The following is a 16,125-nucleotide window of genomic DNA, read 5'->3' on the forward strand; positions in this document are numbered from 1 at the left end:
GCACTCCGCGCACCGCTCCAAGAAGGTCCGCGACTGGCTCGCCGCCCATCCCGACGACGTCGAGCTGCACTTCCTGCCGCCGTACTCGCCCGAACTCAACCCTGACGAGCTGGTCAACGCCGACCTCAAGCACAGCTTGCCCAAGCAACACCGGGCCCGGAACCAGGCCGAACTTGCCGCGGAGGCCCGCCGGTTCTTCCGCAGACGCCAGCGTCAGCCACACATCGTCCGCGGCTACTTCGGCGGCCCACACGTTCGCTACGTCCTGGACGAGAACTCCATGAGTTTCTGATCAATAGGCAACAGCTATTCGGATTGAACGGTACCTATTACCCCAATGTCATGTTTCTGGTCGGCTTTGACGTCGCCCAGAGCGGTGGCCTGTTGCGAGGCTTCAGGGAGTGGCTGATCGTAAGAATGGGGCAGTGGTCCCCACTCGTATGGGAGGCGCTTGTATTTCAGCAGGCTTTCCCTGGCGGGAGCCTGACTGTCAAGAGGAGCTTGGAGCCGGAACAGGACAAGCATGCTGTAGATTTCCTATACGCGTACATCCTTGAGTTCCTGGACGTGCGAGACAACCCTGAGAGGCTGGCTCGCATGTACACGGAATACTACTCTATGTGCCCAAAGGGCGAATTGGAGTAAAGGTTAGGCCAGCGCCGGAGTTCGACGGGTTCGATAGATCGTCGCAACATGGGGAATGTCGGGATTGCCCTTCGATGGCTCGGGGAAACGCTTGGCTGGCCCGGCCAAGCGTCTTCCATAACCTGGCGTTCAGCGCGACAGGGTGGGGGACTGGCCTGGGGTCTGCTGCAGGGTTTGGGTGACGGCCATTCCGGGCCCCCGTCCGTCAGGCGAGGTCGAGGATCCTGACGGGGTGGCCTGCCCACTGGTGCGAGGCGGCGGTGGCGACGAACGCGCCGTCGGGGCGTTCCGGGGTGGGCAGGGCGGTGTGGCGGGTGTGGGCGGTGGCCCAGGTGGTGTCACGGGCGAGGACCAGGGCCGCGGGCAGGTCGAGGTCGACGACGGTGATGCCGGGCAGGGCTGCGATGTGCTCGGCGGTGCCGGGGCGGGTGCGGTCGGCTTCGACGAGGGCGCAGGCGGGTGCGTACAGGTGCCAGCCGGCTTCGGCGTGCGCGCGGTGGATGAGGCGGGACGCGAGGAGGTTGCCGCGGCCGGCGGCGACCATGGCGGTGTCGTCGAGGACGATGTGCACGCTCTGGTTCACCGGGCGGCCGCGGCACGGGCGAGGCGGCGGTCGAGTTCGGCGTCCAGCTCGTCCTGCTCGGCGGGGGTGGGGGCGTAGCCGTTCCAGGCGTGCAGGGCGGCGCGGGCGGCTTCGGCACGCTCGGCCCGTTCGGTGGGGGTGAGGAGGGTGTCGGCCATGCGGGCCAGGTAGGCGCGGAGCGACAGGCCTTCCGCGGCGGCGATCTCCGCCAGCCGGTCCCGCGCCTCAGCGGGGATACGGACGTTCGCATCGGACACCGGGGTCTCCTTTCGTGGTGGTGCACGACAGCATAAGGGGTACGGGTACGTACCCGTGTGCACTCTGGGGTTGAGGCCGGCACCGAGGAGTATGCGGCACCGCGGGGGGCCGCTCGGCCTCGCCGATGCGTTACCGCAGGTTGCTTCGGGACGGCGGCTGGTGCGCTCAGGCCGACGGGGCGACACGTGCGGCCCGGAGCACAGCGGGCTTTCCGGCAGGACAGGCCGCCCACCATGATGCGCCGGTCAAGGCGCGAGGAACGGTCAGCCACGGCGGCACCTTTGAGCGCGGTCAGCGGGGAGGCGCTCCCCTGCTCCTGGACTTGCTGCGGCGCCCGACAGCCGGCGCGAGACCGTCGCCCCGCGTCAAGCACGAGCACGAGGCGCCGCAGCCCATCGGTGCCGTCGTCGCCGCGGCCGCCCTCACCGCACGCCGTAAGGTGCGGACATGACCGGCAGAAGGCAGCACGTCCTGGTCCTCGGGGGTACGACCGAGGGGCGCCGCCTCGCGGAGGCGCTGGCCGCCGACCCTGCGGCATGGCGGGTGACCAGCTCGCTCGCGGGGCGGGTGGAGCGGCCGCGGCTGCCGCCCGGAGAGGTGCGCACCGGCGGCTTCGGAGGGCCCGCGGGGCTGGCGGCGTGGCTGCGCGCGCACCAGGTCGACGTCGTCGTCGACGCCACCCACCCCTTCGCCGCAACGATGTCCTTCAACGCCGCCGAGGCGGCTTCGGCCACCGGGGTCCCCCTGCTCGCCCTGCGCCGCCCCGGCTGGCTCGCCGGCCCCGGGGACCGCCGGCACCCGGTGGCCTCACTGGAGGCGGCGGCCCGGGTGCTGCCGGGGCTCGGGCGCCGCGTCTTCCTCACCACGGGCCGTACGGGTCTGGGGGTTTTCGCCGGGCTCACCGGCCTGTGGTTCCTGGTGCGCTCGGTGGACGCCCCGGTGCCGCCGCACCCGCCGCGCATGGAGGTGCTGCTCGACCGGGGCCCGTTCACCCTGGACGGGGAGCTGGAGCTGATGCGCCGCCACCGTGTCGACGTGCTGGTCACCAAGGACAGCGGAGGCGGCGCGACCGCGCCCAAGCTCGCGGCCGCCCGCCGACTGGGCCTGCCCGTGGTCGTCGTCGAGCGACCGCCGGTGCCCGGGGGCGTGCCCGTCGTCCCGGACGTGGCCGGCGCGCTGGAGTGGCTCCGCGCGCGCGCTCTCTGAGCGCCCGGGTGCGGGGGCGGGCCGCTACGGGCGGTGCGTCCCGTCGGCGGCCCTGCCCCGCGCCGGGGACGTGTGGACGGGCGCCGGGGCGGGCCGCCCCGGCCGCGGTTCAGGCCGGGTACCTCCGGGGCGTCCACACCACCGTGGTGCCGTCGCTCCGCCGTACCGCCCTGGTCTGCGAGGAGCCGACCAGCAGCACGCACCGCATGTCGACGGTCGCCGGGTCCAGGTCCTCCAGTGTGGTGACCCGCACGGCCTGCTCCGGTCCGCCGACGTCGCGGGCGACGACCACGGGGGTCCCCGGCGCACGGCCCTCGCGCAGCACCTTCAGCGCGGTCTCCAGCTGCGTCCTGCGGCTGCGGGAGGCCGGGTTGTAGAGCGCGAGCACGAGGTCGGCGGCGGTGGCGGCGCGCAGCCGCTCCTCGACGACCGTCCAGGGCTTGAGCCGGTCGGAGAGCGAGACGACCGCGTAGTCGTGGCCGAGGGGCGCGCCCGCGAGCGCCGCCGCCGACTGGGCGGCGGTGACGCCGGGCACGACCCGGACGCGCACGCCCAGGTAGGGATCGGCGGAGGCGGCCTCCAGCACCGCCGTCGCCATGGCGAAGACGCCCGGGTCGCCCGAGGACACCACGGCGACCTTGCGCCCGCGCCGGGCCAGATCGAGGGCGAACTCGGCGCGTTCGGCCTCGACGCGGTTGTCGGAGGCGTGCCGCTGCTGCCCGGGCCGGACCGGGACGCGGTCCATGTAGGTGGTGTAGCCGACGAGTTCGTCCGCCTCGGCGAGCGCGGACCGTGCCTGCGGCGTCAGCCACATCGGCCCGGCCGGGCCGAGACCGACGACCACGACCTCGCCGTCGGCGGGGGACGGGTCGGGGTCGGGCCGCTCGTCGACGCGGCTGGGCAGCACGGCGACGGCGAAGTACGGCACCGACTCCGGGTCCACGTCGGCGAGCCGTTCCCGGCGCTCGGCCTCCATGGTGGCCCGCTCGACGTAGTGCGCGTCCTCCAGCCGGCCGGCCGCCTCCAAGGCCCGGCGCACGGCGGGGAAGGTGCGGCCGAGCTTCATCACGGCCGCCGCGTCGGCGGTCGCGAGCCGGGCCGCCAGCTCCTCCTCGGGCAGCGTGCCCGGCAGGATCGTCAGCACCTCCTCGCCCTCCACCAGGGGCCGCCCGATACGGGCGGCCGCCGCGCTGACGGACGTGACGCCGGGGACCACCTCGGCCGGATAGCGGTCCGCGAGCCGCTTGTGCAGGTGCATGTAGGAGCCGTAGAAGAGCGGGTCGCCCTCGGCGAGGACGGCGACGGTGCGCCCGGCGTCCAGGTGCGCGGCGAGCAGCTGCGCGGACTCGGCGTAGAAGTCGTCCAGCGCGCCCCGGTAGCCGCCGGGGTGGTCGGTGGTCTCCGTCGTGACGGGGTACATCAGCCGCTCCTCGATCTGCTCGGGGCGGATGTGCGCCGCGGCGATGGAGCGGGCGATGCTGCGGCCGTGCCGGGCGCAGTGGTAGGCGATGACGTCCGCGGAGCGGATGACCTCCACGGCCCGCACGGTCATCAGGGAGGGGTCGCCGGGGCCGAGGCCCACTCCGTAGAGACGGCCGGTCACAGGATTTCGCTTTCGGTCGCAAGGGCGTTGAGGGCGGCGGCGGCCAGGGCGCTGCCGCCGCGCCGGCCGCGCACGACCAGGTGCTCCAGCCGGGAGGGGTGCGCGGCCAGGGCGTCCTTGGACTCGGCCGCGCCGACGAAGCCGACGGGCACGCCGATGACGGCCGCCGGGCGCGGCGCGCCCGCCTCGATCATCTCGAGCAGCCGGAACAGGGAGGTCGGGGCGTTGCCGACGGCGACGACGGCGCCCTCCAGGCGGTCCCGCCACAGCTCCATGGCCGCCGCGCTGCGGGTGGTGCCGAGCTCGGCGGCGAGGCCGGGGACGGCGGGGTCGGAGAGGGTGCAGACCACCTCGTTGTCCGCCGGAAGCCGCTTGCGGGTGACGCCGCTGGCGACCATCTGGACGTCGCAGAGGATCGGCGCCCCGGCGCGCAGCGCCGCACGCGCGTCCGCGACGACCGAGGGGCTGTAGGCCAGGTCCCGTACGAGGTCGGTCATGCCGCAGGCGTGGATCATGCGGACGGCGACCTGCGCCACGTCCGGCGGCAGGCCCTCCAGTTCGGCCTCGGCCCGGATGATGGCAAAGGACCGACGGTAGATCTCCGGTCCGTCCTTCTCGTACTCGATCACGTCGTCCTCGTCGGTGGTGGGGTGCTGGTGCGGCGGGCGGTGTCCACGGCGGCGGGCAGGTCCCCCGTCGCGGCCGCGGGGACCGTGGCCCCGGCCGCGGTGACGCGGTAGCGGCCGTCGGCGCCGGCGACCACGTCGACCCAGGCGCCGTCCGGGTGGCCGCAGCGGCGTTCGCAGCCGGAGAAGTGCACCGGCAGGAGGCGGTGATCGGGCTCGGGGCGGGCGTCGCGCAGCGCGGCCGCGACGTCGGCGCGCACGTCCGCAAGCGACTTGGCGCACCCGGGGCGTCCCGCGCAGGCGGTCACGCCGCGCCACGGGGAGTCCTCGCCGGTCAGGAACCCGGCTTCGGCCAGGCGGTCCAGCGCCTGCCGCGCGGCGGCCCGCGGCAGGCCCGGCAGCACAGCACTCCGCCAGGGGGTGACGCGCACCTCCCCGGAGCCGGAGGCGGCGACGCGCGCGAGGAGCCGCCACGCGCCGGTGGTGAGACGGCCCAGGCGCACGCCCACGGCCACCGCGCAGGTGTCCGCGTCGGGGTGCGGGACGAGGCCCGGCAGGGGCGGGCGGCCGGCGCTTCCGCTCGCGGTGGCCTTGGCGGGGCGGGCGGGCGGGGCGCCTTCCGCGCGCAGCCGCGCGGCGAGCGCGGCGCCGTCCGGGTCGATGTCGGCGATCCGCCAGGCGCGGGCACCGCGTTCGGCGGCGAGGGTGAGGAACGCCTCGGCCGCGCGCACCGCCCAGCGCGGGGCGTCGACGGACGGCACCTCCGCGACGGGCCGCCCGGCCAGGCGCAGTTCGGCGGTGGCGGCGCCGGGCCGCGCGACCAGCGTCACATCGGCGCCGAGTGCGGCGGTGTCGCCGCGGCCGTCGTCGAGGGCGAAGAGGAAGCGCCCGGAAAGCCCCGCGGCGGCCGGGCTCGCGCACAGCAGGGCGTCCCATTCCCGTATCCAGCGCCGCAGATCGCCGTGCCCGCGGCCGTCGAGCCCGCCGAGGGGTGAGGCGACGAGGTTGCGGGCGCGTTCGTGGGCCCATGAGGGCAGCAGCTCCGCCTCGCCGAGCAGCGCCGCCAGTTCCGTCCCCGCGTCGGGGTCGCGCAGCCCGCGCACCTGCAGATTTCCGCGTGAGGTCAGGTCGATGCGGCCGTCGCCGAGGTGATCGGCGGCGGCCGCCACCGCTTCGGTCTGACGTATCGTCAGTATTCCGCCGGGGACGCGGATCCGGGCCAGCGCGCCGTCGTCGGCGGCGTGCAGCCGCAACGCGCCGGGGCAGGCGTCGTCGCGTCCGCGCCCCGCCGTCGCTGCGGCGAAGGCGCCGCTCACGGGGGGCTCGGAGGGCGACAGCATGGCCGCGAGCATACCCTCGGGCCCCTCGCGGGCGTATGGCCCGCGACGCCCCCAGGCGGCAGGCCCAGCGCTTACCATGCTGCGTGGGCAGGTCACCCAGCCGCGCCCACGCCATCGACGGCATCAGCGGAGGAAACCGGTGCGATTCCGGTGCGGTCCCGCCACTGTCACCGGGGCCGGAGCGCGTCGCGCCGGGCCACGGGAGCCAGGAACTCCCGCCGTCCTCCACCGGCCCGGGGCGCGGACCCCGAGGAAGGCACGTCCGACGTGATCCTGCTGCTGTCGACCTCCGACACCGATCTGCTCAGCGCCCGCGCCGCGAACGCCGCCGGCGGTCCCGTGCCCCTGCGCTTCGCCAACCCCGCCCGGCTGCCGCACGATGCGCTGCCCGGTCTCCTCGACGGCGCCGACCTGGTCGTCGTACGGCTCCTCGGCGGACGCCGCGCCTGGGAGGAGGGCCTGGACGCGCTGCTCGCGGGGCCCCGCCCGGTGGTCGTGCTCACCGGTGAACAGGCCCCTGACGCACAGCTGATGGAGCTGTCGACCGTCCCCGTCGGCATCGCGGCCGAGGCCCACGCCTACCTCGCGCACGGCGGCCCGGCCAACCTGGCGCAGCTGGCCCGCTTCCTGTCCGACACGGTGCTGCTGACCGGCCACGGCTTCGAACCGCCCGCGTCGGCTCCCTCATGGGGCCCGCTGGAGCGCGCCGCCGCGGCCGGCGACGGCCCGCTGGTCGCCGTCCTGTACTACCGGGCCCACCACATGAGCGGCAACACCGCCTTCGTGGAGGCCCTGTGCACCGCGATCGAGCAGGCCGGCGGCCGGGCGCTCCCGCTGTACGTGGCCTCGCTGCGCGCCCCCGAACCCGGGCTGCTCGACGCGCTGCGCGGCGTCGACGCCGTGGTCACCACCGTGCTGGCAGCGGGAGGGGCGGCGCGAAGCGCCTCCGGCAAGGGTGGTGGCGGGCGACGGGCGGGCGGGACCCGTCCGGCCGACGCCTCGGCGGGCGGCGACGAGGAGGCCTGGGACGGGGGCGCGCTCGCCGCGCTGGACGTGCCCGTGCTGCAGGCGCTCTGCCTGACGTCCTCCCGGGAGACCTGGGAGGGCAGCGACGAGGGCGTGTCCCCGATGGACGCCGCGACGCAGGTCGCCGTCCCCGAGTTCGACGGCCGGCTGATCACCGTCCCGTTCTCCTTCAAGGAGGTCGACGCGGACGGCCTGCCTGTCTACGTCCCCGACGCCGAGCGCGCCGCCCGTGTCGCGGGCATCGCCGTCCGCCACGCGCGGCTGCGGCACATCCCGGTCGCGGAGCGCCGACTGGCGCTCGTGCTGTCCGCGTACCCGACCAAGCACTCCCGCATCGGCAACGCAGTGGGCCTCGACACCCCGGCCAGCGCGGTCGCGCTGCTGCGCCGACTGCGCGCCGAAGGCTGGGACTTCGGGCCCGAGGAGGAGATCCCGGGCCTGATCTCCGGTGACGGCGACGAGCTGATCCGCGCCCTGATCGACGCGGGCGGCCACGACCAGGAGTGGCTGACCGAGGAGCAGCTGGCCGCCAACCCGGTGCGCATCCCGGCCGCCGACTACCGGCGCTGGTTCGCCGCGCTCCCGGCGGAGCTGCGGGACGCGGTGACGGAGCACTGGGGCCCGCCGCCCGGCTCGATGTTCGTCGACACCAGCGCCAACCCCGAAGGCGACATCGTGCTGGCCGCGCTGCGCCGCGGCAACCTGCTGATCCTCATCCAGCCGCCGCGCGGCTTCGGCGAGAACCCGATCGCGATCTACCACGACCCCGATCTGCCGCCCTCCCACCACTACCTCGCCGCCTACCGCTGGATCGCCACCGCGCAGGCCGACGGAGGCTTCGGCGCCGACGCGATGATCCACCTCGGCAAGCACGGCAACCTGGAGTGGCTGCCCGGAAAGAACGCGGCCCTGTCCGCCGCCTGCGGCCCCGACGCCGCCCTCGGCGACCTGCCGCTGGTCTACCCGTTCCTCGTCAACGACCCCGGCGAGGGCACCCAGGCCAAGCGCCGCGCGCACGCCACCCTCGTCGACCACCTGGTGCCGCCGATGGCCCGCGCCGACTCCTACGGTGACATCGCGCGCCTGGAGCAGCTGCTCGACGAGCACGCCTCGATCGCCGCCATGGACCCGGCCAAGCTGCCCGCCGTCCGCGCCCAGATCTGGACGCTGATCCAGGCCGCACGGCTCGACCACGACCTGGGCCTGGAGGACCGGCCGCACGACGCCGAGTTCGACGACTTCCTGCTCTATGTCGACGGCTGGCTCTGCGAGATCAAGGACGCCCAGATCCGTGACGGCCTCCATGTGCTGGGTCAGGCCCCTTCCGGCGCCGAGCGGGTCAACCTCGTGCTGGCCATCCTGCGCGCACGCCAGATCTGGGGCGGCGAGGCCGCGCTGCCGGGGCTGCGCGAGGCGCTGGGCCTGGACGAGTCGAAGGCGACCCGGCTGAGCGCCGACGCCGCAGAGGAGCAGGCCCGCGCGCTGGTGCAGGCCATGGAGGACGCCGACTGGGCGCCGGAGTCCGTCGCTGGGGTCGCGGAGGGCCTGCCCGAGGACGTCGCCCGGGTGCTGGACTTCGCCGCCCGGCAGGTCGTGCCGCGGCTGGCCCGTACGACGGACGAGACCGAGGCCGTCGTGCACGCCCTGAACGGCGGATTCGTGCCCGCGGGCCCCTCCGGCTCACCACTGCGCGGCCTGGTCAACGTGCTGCCGACCGGCCGCAACTTCTACTCCGTCGACCCCAAGGCCGTGCCCAGCAGGCTCGCCTGGGAGACCGGGCAGGCCCTCGCAGACTCGCTGCTGGCCCGCTACCGCGAGGACAACGGCGACTGGCCGCGGTCGGTGGGCCTGTCCCTGTGGGGCACCAGCGCGATGCGCACCGCGGGCGACGACGTCGCCGAGGCGCTGGCGCTGCTGGGCGTGCGGCCGGTGTGGGACGACGCGTCCCGCCGGGTCACCGGCGTCGAGGCCGTCCCCGCGCGGGAGCTCGGCCGTCCCCGCGTCGACGTCACGCTGCGCATCAGCGGCTTCTTCCGGGACGCGTTCCCGCACGTCGTGGGCCTGCTGGACGACGCGGTGCGGCTGGTCGCGGGCCTCGACGAGCCGGACGAGGACAACTTCGTGCGCGCCCACACCCGCGCCGACCTCGCCGCGCACGGCGACGAACGCCGCGCCACCACCCGCATCTTCGGCTCCCGGCCGGGGACGTACGGGGCGGGCCTGCTGCAGCTGATCGACAGCCGCGACTGGCGCAGCGACGCCGACCTCGCCGAGGTCTACACCGTCTGGGGCGGCTACGCCTACGGGCGCGGCCTCGACGGGCGCCCGGCCCGCGAGGAGATGGAGACCGCCTACCGGCGGATCGCGGTGGCCGCGAAGAACACCGACACCCGCGAGCACGACATCGCCGACTCCGACGACTACTTCCAGTACCACGGCGGCATGGTCGCCACCGTCCGCGCGCTGACCGGCCGTTCCCCCGAGGCGTACATCGGCGACTCCACCCGGCCGGAGACGGTGCGCACCCGCTCCCTGCTCGAGGAGACCTCCCGGGTCTTCCGGGCCCGCGTCGTCAACCCCCGCTGGATCGAGGCGATGCGGCGGCACGGCTACAAGGGCGCCTTCGAGCTCGCCGCCACCGTCGACTACCTCTTCGGCTACGACGCCACGACCGGCGTCGTCGCCGACTGGATGTACGACAAGCTGGCCCGCACCTACGTCCTGGACCCGGAGAACCGCGCCTTCCTCCAGGAGGCCAACCCCTGGGCCCTGCACGGTATGGCGGAGCGGCTGCTGGAGGCGCAGTCGCGCGGGATGTGGGCCGAGCCCGACCCGGAGGTCGTCGAGCAGCTGCGGCAGGCCTTCCTGGAGACGGAGGGCGACCTGGAGGGCGGGGCGTAGGGAGCCTGCGGGCGCCGTCGGCTCCGCCTCCCTCCGTCCTGCCCCTGCCCCGCTCCCGCCCGCCGCCACCGGGAGCGGGAGCCGCACCCGACGGGTAACGCCCGGCGAACATCTGACGGCCGGTCGGGGAAGCCGCCGTCGGCGCCCGCGGCCCGCCGTACGGTGAGCGGTGGCGGCTGAGGGCACCGGGGGAGCGGGGCGACAGGTGGGCGACTGGCTGAGCGCCGACAACGTGGTGGCGGTGCTGACCGCGCTGATCGGCGTGGCGGTGTCCGTCGGGGTGGTCTGGTACGAGCGCCGGGTGCCGCGTCGGCGGCGCATCGGCTACCGCGTCCAGATGGACACCCCCATCGGCAGCGACGACCCCGACGGAGGGGGCGGCGCCCCCAACGTACGGCTCGGGCTCTTCAACGACCTCCCCGACATGTCGGACGCCACACTGGTCCTGATCCGCGTCGAGAACGACGGCGGTGCGGCCGTCACCGACACCGACTACACCAACCGCGATCCCGGCCGCGCGCTCACCGTCGTGTTCGCCGGCCGTACTGTGCGGGGCGTCGCCGTCACCGAATCCGACTCCGGCCCCCTGATGGACCACTTCGCCCCGGCCGGGGACAACGGCGGCATGCGCCACCAGGGCAACGTCATCCACCTGCCGCGGGTGCCCCTCAACCGGGGCCAGCACTTCAAGCTGCTCGTGCTCCTCACCGGCGGCCATGTCGGCGGCGACGTACGGGTCACCGGAGGCATCCGCGACGGTGTGGTGGTTCCCAACAAGGCCATGCCGGTCGACTCCGCACCGCCGCTGTTCAGCCGGGCCGCCCGGTGGCTCACCATCCTGCTCTCCCTCTGCGTGACCGTCCTGGCCGGCATCATCGTCGTCCGCGAGGACGCGCCGCCGCCCATCGGGTGCGCCACCGGACAGCTCACCGTCACCGGCTCCACCGCCTTCGCCCCGGTCGTCAGCGAACTCGCCCGCCGCTACACCGCCGACTGCCCCGACGCGCGGATCACGGTCGACGCGCACGGAAGCAACGAGGGCGTCCGCGAACTGGCGGACAGCCGGGCCCCGGACGTCGTCGCCCTCTCCGACGGCCCCAAACCGGAGGGCGCCTCCCGCCTGGAGGAGCAGCGGGTCGCCGTCGCGGCCTTCGCGCTGGTCGTGAGCGACGACGTTCCCCTCACCAACCTGAGCACCGACCAGATACGCCGGGTGTTCAGCGGCTCCGTCGTCAACTGGAGCGAACTGGGCGGTCCGGACCTGCCCGTTCTCCTGGTCAGCCGCAACGCCGACTCCGGCACCCGCGACCTGTTCCGCCGGCACGTCCTCGACGGCCGCGGCGAGCCCGCCTTCACCTCGCGTGACTGCCTCCACCGCAACTCCCCCGAGGACAGGGTCGTCCGCTGCGAGCTGGACAGCACCGACCAGGTCATGGCGACGGTCGCCCGCCTGCCCGGCGCCATCGGCTACGGCGAACTGCGCGCCGCCACCGCCGCGACGGGCCTGCACGCCCTGGCCGTCAACGGCCGCACCCCCACCCCGGCCGCCATCGGCGACAGCAGCTACCCCTTCACGGAGATCGAGTACGCCTACACCTACGACCGCCCCGCCATCGGCTCCCTCGCCGGCAGCTTCCTCACCTTCATGATCCGCGGCGCCGGCCAGGACGTCGTGACCGCCCACGGCCACCTCCCCTGCTACAGCCCCGCGGGCCTGGAACGCTGCCGGCCGTGAGGCCCCCGGCCCTGGACTGCGGGGCGGGTGGCGGCGTTACCGTGGAAACTCCCATGCGCGCTCGTGCAGACCCGGAAGCGAGAGCCGACATGACGACACTCCCGCACCCCGCGGACGTGGATCTGCTCGCAGGAATGCAGGTCGACTACACCGACCAGGACGACCCCGTGCTGATCCGCCCGGACGGCTCCCCGGTCGAGACGTGGCGCGAGAACTACCCGTACTCCTTCCGCATGGAGCGCAAGGAGTACGAGTGGCACAAGCGGCTCCAGCAGATAGAGCTGCTGAAGCTGCAGAGCTGGATCAAGGAGACCGGCCGGCGGCTGGTGATCGTCTTCGAGGGGCGCGACGCGGCCGGCAAGGGCGGGACGATCAAGCGTTTCACCGAGCACCTGAACCCGCGCGGGGCGCGGGTGGTGGCGCTGGAGAAGCCGACCGAGCGCGAACGCGGGCAGTGGTACTTCCAGCGGTACGTCGAGCACCTGCCCACCGCGGGGGAGATCGTGCTCTTCGACCGGTCCTGGTACAACCGGGCCGGGGTGGAGCGGGTCATGGGCTTCTGCACGGAGGACGAGTACCAGCGGTTCATGCGGCAGGCGCCCGCGTTCGAGCGGATGCTCGTGGACGACGGCATCGATCTGGTGAAGTTCTGGTTCTCCGTGTCGCGCGACGAGCAGCGGACCCGCTTCACCATCCGCCAGGTCGACCCGGTGCGGCAGTGGAAGCTCAGCCCGATGGACCTGGCCTCCCTGGACCGGTGGGACGACTACACCGAGGCCAAGGTCGCGATGTTCCGGGAGACCGACACCGAGCAGGCGCCCTGGACGGTGGTGAAGAGCAACGACAAGAAGCGGGCCCGTGTGGAGGCGATGCGCACGGTGCTGTGCCGTTTCGACTACTGCGACAAGGACGAGGAGGTCGTGGGCGTGCCCGACCCGAGGATCGTCGGCGCCGCCGCGAACCTGCTCGAGGCCGGCGAGGCCTGAGCCATCCCGCGGGCCGGTGCGGGAAAGGCCGGCCGGGCCGTTTCGGCCGGCCCGGGCGGCTCTCGGGGGACGGCGCGTTCAGCCGCCCGCGACCCGCACGGTCACCGTCCAGTCCCGCAGGGCCAGGCAGGCGACCTGGTCCGGGGCGGTGGGAGTGGGGCACAGCGGCTGGGTGGCGTGCAGCCGCGCCGTGCCGGGGGCGACGGCACGATAGGCGGCGATGGTGTCGCCGCGGGGGGCGCCGATGCCCGCGTTGATGGGAGTGAGGACGCCGCCCTCGCTGGTGACGGGGGACCACGGGCGGTCCGGCGTGCCGTCGAGGGTGACGCGGATCGTGCCGCCGGGGGTGACGCAGACGGTACGGCCGGTGTCCCCGGCGGTGAGCGCGACCGCGGCCGCGCAGGTTCTCGGCGTACCGGTCCCTGTCCCCGTCCCGGTACCGCTCCCGGGACCGGCGGTTCCGGTGCCGCTCGGGGAACTGCTGGGGATCGGGCCCGTGGGGCCGCCGCCGGACTGCGTGCCGCAGCCGGCCAGCAGGAGTGCGGTCACCGCCACGGCCGCGGCTGCCGTATGACGCATGGAGGCATCCTTTCCGCTCTGACGTGTCTGACGCGTCTTTGACGTAGCGCGGTCGCGAAAGGGTCCCCGCCGCCGCCCGGCACCCGCCGGGCTCCTCTCTCGTCCGCCGTCCGCTCCTCGACCCTGTCGCGGCGCCGTCGACCTGATCGTCGGCGGGCAGACCACGGCTGCCGGGGAACGGGACGAGTCCGTGACGTTCCTGCGCCCCCTGGGCGCGCCGGTGGCGGCCCGCGTCCTGCGTTTCCACGCCGACGACCCACCCGCCGTCGTCGCGGCCTGGGGGTGGGCGCGGCGCCGGGGCTCCGGTAACGTAACCGTCCCCAGCAGCGGACGTACCGAGGAGGTGAGACCCATAACCGCCATGTCAGGTTGGGTGCTCTCCTCCCGCGGCCTCCAGGTCCGGACGACGTCCTAGGCCGTCGAGAGCGCCCCGCGGCGCCCCGAAAGGCCTCCATGTCCTCCGCTCCACCCGCGTCCTCCGGTTCCTCCCCCTCCGGTTCCTCCGCCTCCGGCTCTTCCGGTCCGCCGCCCGCCGGCTCCGCTCCTTCCGTGCCGGGCTCCCCCTCCGCCGTCGTCTCCGCGCTCCGTGCGGCCGGCTGCGTGTTCGCCGAGGACGAGGCCGAACTGCTGCTGTCCACCGCCCGGACACCCGCCGAACTCGCCGCCATGGTGGAGCGCCGGGTCGCCGGGCTCCCACTCGAACATGTGCTGGGCTGGGCCGAGTTCTGCGGGCTGCGGATCGCGGTCGGCCCCGGGGTCTTCGTCCCCCGCCGCCGTACGGAGTTCCTCGCGCGAGAGGCAGCCGCGCTCGGGCGCGCCCTGGGCCGGCCCGGCGCCGTCGTGGTCGACCTGTGCTGCGGCTCGGGCGCGGTGGGCGCCTTCCTGGCCGCCACGCTCGACCGCCCCGTGCTGCACGCGGCCGACATCGACCCGGCCGCGGTCACGTGCGCCCGTCGCAACCTCGCGGCGGCGGAGGGCGACGTCCACGTCCACGAGGGAGACCTCTACGACCCTCTTCCCGCGCGGCTGCGCGGCCGCGTCGACGTCCTGGTCGCGAACGTGCCGTATGTCCCCAGCGCGGCGGTCGCCCTCCTTCCCCCGGAGGCCCGCGATCATGAGTCCCGTGTCGCCCTCGACGGCGGGGCCGACGGCCTGGACGTCCTCCGCCGGGTCGCCGCGGCGGCGCCCGCGTGGCTCGCGCCGGGTGGGCGGCTCCTCTTCGAGACCGGCGAGGAGCAGGCCGGGGCGGCGGTCGCCGCGGTCTCGCGGGCCGGGCTGGAGGCGCGGGTGGCCGTGTCGGAGGAGCTGTACGCGACGGTCGTGATCGCCGCGGCCCCCTCGGCATAGCGCGGTCGGAGCGCCTCGTCGCCCCCGGGCCCGGTGCGCTCGGGGGCGGCCGCCGGCTCTGCGGACCGGAATTCCTCGCTCCGTGTTCATGCGCTGTCACCGCAGCGTCGATATCCGGCCCGATAAGTGACGCGGGCCACATGGCCTGCGTCACGTAATGGGCGATTTGTTCGGTCCGGTATGTGACGTGGCCGACATGGCGTACGCCACTTTCGGGGTTCCTTAGTAGATCGCGTCGCATCATCCCCTTCCCGCGCCTGAGCGCCGGGACTTTCGTCCCTGGTCCCACAACTAATCCCCTTAGTAGCAGGGGTGCATTGACCTCGGGATTTAAGTCGGCCAACAATTCATGGCGTACCCCACGGAAGAGGAATTACTCGAATGCAGATCTCCGCTATGTCGAAGCTCAACCGCGTCGCCAAGGCCAAGAAGATCTCCCTCGGCTGCGCCGCCGCCGGCGTCGCCGTCGTCGCCGGTGGCGTGGCCATGGCCCCCGCCGCCTCCGCCGCCCCCGCGGCGCAGTCGGGCTCCGTCAGCACGTGGATCAACGAGTCCCTGGCAGTGATGCGCGCCCACGGCATTCCGGGCACCTACAACGGGATCTACAAGAACCTGATGCGCGAGTCCTCGGGAAACCCGAACGCCATCAACGGCTGGGACTCGAACGCGGCCAAGGGAATTCCCTCCAAGGGTCTGATGCAGGTGATCGACCCGACCTTCAAGACGTACCACGTTCCCGGCACCTCGTGGAACATCTACGACCCGGTCGCCAACATCACTGCAGCCTGCAACTACGCGGCTCACGTCTACGGCACGATCGACAACGTCAACTCGGCGTACTGATCGCCTGCGGAAAGCTTTTCCCGGAACTCCCCCGGCGGCCACGACCGCCCGGGGGTTTTCCCCTTTTCTTGTCCGGCGTTCCGCCTCGCCCCGCTTCCCGCCCGTCAGCGGGTGGCGGAGGCCCGGTGAGGTGCGCCGGTAGGCGCACGCGCCCCAGGACCTCGGGCGTACGACGGTGCGAGCCGGTTCTCGCCGTGTCCGGAGGGCGCGACGCGGGCAGGCCGCACGAACACCGGGGCAGGGCTCGAACCTGCGTCCCCCCGGTCCCGAGCCGGGCGCTCCACCATTGAGCTTCCCGGTGCCCGTGCGGCCGACGAGGGCAGGGCTCGAACCTGCGTCCTGCCGGTTAAGAGCCGGCTGCTCCACCACTGAGCTTCCTCGTCGGTGCCACGATCCTGGCCGCCCCGGCGACCGGGCGTCAACGCAATTGGCCGTCGAGGCGCCTCG

The 16,125-nt window shown here is 74.0% G+C and carries 13 protein-coding genes, 2 tRNA genes and 1 riboswitch; of the genes, 7 read left to right on the plus strand and 8 right to left on the minus strand.

The window, feature by feature from the left end:
- Positions 1-292, plus strand: a 292-nt coding sequence (locus AC3ET4_RS23665) for a transposase (protein WP_431952637.1), incomplete at its 5' end; no start/stop codon positions are given.
- Between the two features lie 558 nt (positions 293-850).
- Here the strand turns inward: AC3ET4_RS23665 and AC3ET4_RS23670 are convergent.
- Positions 851-1,189 (minus strand): PIN domain-containing protein, encoded by a 339-nt coding sequence (locus tag AC3ET4_RS23670; protein ID WP_431952695.1) that lies wholly within the window; start codon positions 1,187-1,189, stop codon positions 851-853.
- Positions 1,190-1,224: 35 nt separating this feature from the next.
- Complete coding sequence (locus AC3ET4_RS23675) at positions 1,225-1,485, minus strand: hypothetical protein (RefSeq protein WP_431952639.1); 261 nt, start codon at positions 1,483-1,485, stop codon at positions 1,225-1,227.
- Between the two features lie 448 nt (positions 1,486-1,933).
- Between AC3ET4_RS23675 and AC3ET4_RS23680 the strand changes: the two genes are divergently transcribed.
- A complete protein-coding gene (locus AC3ET4_RS23680) occupies positions 1,934-2,692 on the plus strand; it encodes a cobalt-precorrin-6A reductase (protein WP_431952641.1) in 759 nt (252 codons plus the stop codon).
- A 109-nt stretch (positions 2,693-2,801) separates the two neighbouring features.
- Here AC3ET4_RS23680 and AC3ET4_RS23685 read toward each other — a convergent pair whose 3' ends face one another.
- The 3 genes from AC3ET4_RS23685 to cobG are packed head-to-tail and all read right to left on the minus strand — an operon-like array spanning position 2,802 to position 6,261.
- Positions 2,802-4,244 (minus strand): precorrin-2 C(20)-methyltransferase, encoded by a 1,443-nt coding sequence (locus AC3ET4_RS23685; RefSeq protein WP_431952697.1) that lies wholly within the window; start codon positions 4,242-4,244, stop codon positions 2,802-2,804.
- 47 nt (positions 4,245-4,291) lie between these two features.
- Positions 4,292-4,924: a precorrin-8X methylmutase gene (locus tag AC3ET4_RS23690; protein ID WP_431952643.1), complete on the minus strand. Its 633-nt coding sequence runs from the start codon at positions 4,922-4,924 to the stop codon at positions 4,292-4,294.
- Entirely contained in the window at positions 4,921-6,261 is a 1,341-nt protein-coding gene (cobG, locus tag AC3ET4_RS23695) for a precorrin-3B synthase (RefSeq protein WP_431952645.1), read from the minus strand. Before cobG ends, AC3ET4_RS23690 begins: the two co-directional genes overlap by 4 nt.
- A gap of 129 nt (positions 6,262-6,390) precedes the next feature.
- Positions 6,391-6,476, plus strand: a riboswitch (cobalamin riboswitch).
- A gap of 52 nt (positions 6,477-6,528) precedes the next feature.
- Here cobG and cobN point away from each other — a divergent pair.
- From cobN to ppk2, 3 genes are all read left to right on the plus strand, one after another.
- Entirely contained in the window at positions 6,529-10,188 is a 3,660-nt protein-coding gene (gene cobN / locus AC3ET4_RS23700) for a cobaltochelatase subunit CobN (protein ID WP_431952647.1), read from the plus strand.
- A 205-nt stretch (positions 10,189-10,393) separates the two neighbouring features.
- On the plus strand, positions 10,394-11,923 hold the full coding sequence (locus tag AC3ET4_RS23705) for a substrate-binding domain-containing protein (protein ID WP_431952649.1): 1,530 nt from the start codon (positions 10,394-10,396) through the stop codon (positions 11,921-11,923).
- An 89-nt stretch (positions 11,924-12,012) separates the two neighbouring features.
- Positions 12,013-12,909 carry a polyphosphate kinase 2 gene (gene ppk2 / locus AC3ET4_RS23710; RefSeq protein WP_431952651.1) on the plus strand — a complete coding sequence of 299 codons (897 nt, stop codon included), beginning with the start codon at positions 12,013-12,015 and terminating at the stop codon, positions 12,907-12,909.
- Between the two features lie 78 nt (positions 12,910-12,987).
- On the opposite strand, the gene AC3ET4_RS23715 is transcribed toward ppk2, so the two are convergent.
- Positions 12,988-13,488 carry a hypothetical protein gene (locus AC3ET4_RS23715; RefSeq protein ID WP_431952653.1) on the minus strand — a complete coding sequence of 167 codons (501 nt, stop codon included), beginning with the start codon at positions 13,486-13,488 and terminating at the stop codon, positions 12,988-12,990.
- 549 nt (positions 13,489-14,037) lie between these two features.
- Here AC3ET4_RS23715 and AC3ET4_RS23720 point away from each other — a divergent pair.
- Both AC3ET4_RS23720 and AC3ET4_RS23725 read left to right on the plus strand, forming a co-directional pair.
- The gene (locus AC3ET4_RS23720; protein WP_431952655.1) at positions 14,038-14,835 is read left to right on the plus strand and encodes a putative protein N(5)-glutamine methyltransferase; all 798 of its coding nucleotides are present in this window, start codon (positions 14,038-14,040) and stop codon (positions 14,833-14,835) included.
- 381 nt (positions 14,836-15,216) lie between these two features.
- On the plus strand, positions 15,217-15,678 hold the full coding sequence (locus tag AC3ET4_RS23725) for a transglycosylase SLT domain-containing protein (protein WP_431952657.1): 462 nt from the start codon (positions 15,217-15,219) through the stop codon (positions 15,676-15,678).
- A 229-nt stretch (positions 15,679-15,907) separates the two neighbouring features.
- Here AC3ET4_RS23725 and AC3ET4_RS23730 read toward each other — a convergent pair.
- A tRNA-Pro gene (locus tag AC3ET4_RS23730) sits at positions 15,908-15,979 on the minus strand.
- Positions 15,980-15,989: 10 nt separating this feature from the next.
- Positions 15,990-16,061: transfer RNA gene (locus AC3ET4_RS23735), tRNA-Lys, on the minus strand.
- Between the last annotated feature and the right edge of the window lie 64 nt (positions 16,062-16,125).

The sequence above is a fragment of the Actinacidiphila sp. bgisy167 genome, from assembly GCF_057707665.1.

Coding starts and splice junctions, on each gene's coding strand:
- AC3ET4_RS23670 (WP_431952695.1), bottom strand. CDS start 1,189: ATGGTCGCCGCCGGCCGCGGCAACCTCCTCGCGTCCCGCCTCATCCAC.
- AC3ET4_RS23680 (WP_431952641.1), top strand. CDS start 1,934: ATGACCGGCAGAAGGCAGCACGTCCTGGTCCTCGGGGGTACGACCGAG.
- AC3ET4_RS23685 (WP_431952697.1), bottom strand. CDS start 4,244: ATGACCGTGCGGGCCGTGGAGGTCATCCGCTCCGCGGACGTCATCGCC.
- cobG (WP_431952645.1), bottom strand. CDS start 6,261: ATGCTGTCGCCCTCCGAGCCCCCCGTGAGCGGCGCCTTCGCCGCAGCG.
- ppk2 (WP_431952651.1), top strand. CDS start 12,013: ATGACGACACTCCCGCACCCCGCGGACGTGGATCTGCTCGCAGGAATG.
- AC3ET4_RS23715 (WP_431952653.1), bottom strand. CDS start 13,488: ATGCGTCATACGGCAGCCGCGGCCGTGGCGGTGACCGCACTCCTGCTG.
- AC3ET4_RS23725 (WP_431952657.1), top strand. CDS start 15,217: ATGCAGATCTCCGCTATGTCGAAGCTCAACCGCGTCGCCAAGGCCAAG.